This is a genomic window from Micromonospora sp. (genome assembly GCF_048594385.1).
Classification (GTDB): Bacteria; Actinomycetota; Actinomycetes; order Mycobacteriales; family Micromonosporaceae; genus Micromonospora; species Micromonospora wenchangensis.
This window is the reverse complement of record NZ_JBMDWU010000592.1, coordinates 1-2,993: the sequence shown is the minus strand read 5'-3', so window position 1 is coordinate 2,993 and position 2,993 is coordinate 1. Positions and strand designations below refer to the sequence as shown.

The following is a 2,993-nucleotide window of genomic DNA, read 5'->3' as shown; positions in this document are numbered from 1 at the left end:
ACGGCGGTGTGCAACGCCACCAACGACGACGAACACAACGTGTCGATCGTCATGCTCGGCCCCGACAGATCCAGGAAATAACTCACCCGGTTCGCCAGGAACGCGTTGTGGTTGCCCAGCCCGCTCGGCGCGTCCAGCTCCGGGGCGAGGTTGTAGTCCTTGTAGTGCTGGTAGCTGGCACCGACGAACACGCCTGTCGAGGCGGGCGTGGACAGCGGGGCGATCCCGGCGGACTCCAGTGCCTCCCACGCGGTGCGCAGCAGCCAGCGGACCTGCGGGTCGAGCACCTCGGCCTGCTTGGCGAAGAAGTCGAAGAAGCGGGCGTCGAACTCGTCGATCGGGCCCAGGAAGCCGCCGATCGCGGCCCCGTCGCCACCTCCCGCCCAGCGGAAGGCGGGCGCGGGACCGATGCCGCTGCCCCCACGCGCCAGCAGGGACCAGAAGCCCTCCGGGTCGGTGGCACCGGGCAGCGCGCAGGCGATCCCGATGACGGCCAGGTCACCCCGGTCGCCGCCGTCCGACCCGGCGGGCGGCTGGTCCCGCAGGGCGGAGGCAGTCGGGGCGGGCTGGTCGGTGCTGGCACGGATGTCGTCGGCGGTGGCCCCGGCCGCCGCCGGGGCGTCCCCTGGCGCGGAAACGGCCGGGGCACCCGTCGTCGGCGGGGTCTGCTCGGGCAGCACGGACGCCACCACGGCGGCCAGCGCGCGGCAGTCGGGCACCTGCAACACCTCCACCGGGCTCAGCGTCACCCCGAGGCGTTCCTGGAGGTCGGCGGCGACCATGGTGGCGAGCATCGAGTCGATGCCGGTCGCGGCGAGCGAACCGGTCGCGGTGACGTCCGGGTCCCGCAGCACCGTGCGGACCACCTCGACGACGGTTTCCTCGACGGCGAAGGCGGTCACCGGCTGCCGCCCGGCCGTGGCCGCCGGACCCACCGTCGGGGAAGCGTCCGCCGGCTGGTCGGGGTCGCCGGTCGGGGCGGCGACCGGCCGGTAGACCACGTCGGTGAGGGAGACCAGGACCCGGCCGGCGGTGTCCAGCAGCACGACGTCGGCCCGACGGCTGCCGTCGGGATCCTGACCGGTGAGCCGCAGCCGCACGTGCCGGGTGTCGACCGGGTCCGCCCAGCGCACCGCCCGGCCGATCGACACCGGCAGGTAGGTCAGCGCGGAGGCGGCCGGATCGGCCAGGGTCAGGACCGCCATGCTCTGCAGCGCCGCGTCGAGCGCGGCCACCGCGCGCACCGCCGGGTCCGCGTCGGCGTGGTCGACCCGGACGAGCACCCCGGTCGTGCCGTACGCGATGTGGCCGACGACCCGCAGCGCCGCGCCGAAGTCGACCCGCTTCGCCGCGAACCACGCGTACAGGCCGGCCGGGTCGAGTGTGCGGGGGTGGGCGGCGTACTCCCGGTCCACCGGCAGCGGTGCGGGGGGCGGTCCCTGCGGCCGGACCGCGCCGGTGGTGAGATGGCCGATGACCTGGCCGCCGTAGCGGAACGTCACCGTGTTGCCGGCGGTCGTGTCCACGGTGAGCCGGTGGTGCCCGGTGCCCCGGGCGGTGAAGGCCAGCCGTTCCAGGACGGCTGCGGTGGCGAACCCCCTGGTGACGAGGAGCGCCGCCGGCACCGTCGGCCGGCCGAAGACCCGGTGGGCGTCCAGCAGTCGGTCGAGCCCGGGTTCCCGGTGCCCGGCGGCCGGGTCCGGGGCGACCGCCGGGAGCGGTGTCGACGGACCGGGGACCGGTCGGGCGGACGCCCGGTCGGCGCGGTCCCGGAACGGGTAGGGCGGCAGGGCGAGCCGGCGCGGGCGGGCACCGTCGTACAACGGTCGCCAGTCGACGTCCCGGCCGGCGACGTACCAGCCGGCCAGCGCGGTGAGCAGCCCGCCGTCGGGGGTACGCAGCTCGGCGGCGATCCGCTCGGCGGGCCACGGCAGGTGGCGCGCCAACCGTTCGGCGAGGTCCGGCCCGACCGGCACCGGGTCACCGGCGAGCACCGTGTCGCCGCGCAGCACCGTGCCCGGCAGCTCGGGCCCGAGGCGCAGCGCCCGGCGCAGGCCCGCGCCGAGGGCCGCCCCGGTCGCCCCGAGCACGGCGACCCGGTACGGCAGGTGGACCCGCCCCACCGAGGCCGAGAAGCACAGTGCCCCGACGTCGACCGCGTCGTCCGCCTCGATCATCCGCCGTACGTCGGCGACCCGCCGGGTCAGCAGCTCGGGAGTGTGCGCCGACAGCACCAGCAGGTGTTCGCGCGCCGGCCCGTCGGCGGGCCGGGCGGCCGGGGCGGGGGTGTACTCCTCGACGACGACGTGGGCGTTCGTTCCGCCCATGCCGAAGGCGCTGATACCGGCCCGGCGCGGCCCGGCGGCCCGCCACGGCTGCGGTGCGGTCGGGATGGCCAGCCGGCCCGGGGGCAGGGTGATGTGCGCGCCGAGCGTCGCGAACCCGGCCAGCGGCGGGATCTCACCGTGTTCGAGGCAGAGCAGCACCTTGGCGAGGCCGGCCAGGCCGCTCGCCGGTTCCAGGTGGCCGATGTTCGCCTTGACCGAGCCGAGCTGGCATGGTTCGGGCCGGTCGCCGTCGAAGACCTCGGCCAGGGCGGCGATCTCGATCGGGTCACCGAGCCGGGTGGCCGTGCCGTGCGTCTCGACCAGGGAGATGTCGGCCGGGGTGAGCGCGGCGTCGGCCAGCGCGGCCCGGATCACCGCGACCTGCGACTCGCTGCGCGGTACGGGCAGGGCGCTGCCCCGTCCGCCGTGGTTGACCGCCGCGCCCCGGATCACCGCGTGGACGCGGTCACCGTCGCGTTCGGCGTCGTCGAGTCGTTTCAGCATGACGGCCACCGCGCCCTCACCGGGCACGAAGCCGTCGGCCCGGTCGTCGAACGGCCGGGGCCGGGTCGGCGACAGTGCGCCGAGCTGGCTGAGGCTGCGGTAGTACCAGGGCGTCAGCCCGACGTGGCAGGCGGCGACGATGGCCGCGCCGCACTGCCCGGT

General features: G+C 76.1%; 1 protein-coding gene. It reads right to left on the bottom strand.

Annotation, left to right across the window (positions count from 1 at the left end):
• Positions 1 to 2,993, bottom strand: a 2,993-nt coding sequence (locus tag ACOJTC_RS30910; protein ID WP_420119524.1) for a beta-ketoacyl synthase N-terminal-like domain-containing protein, incomplete at both ends; no start/stop codon positions are given.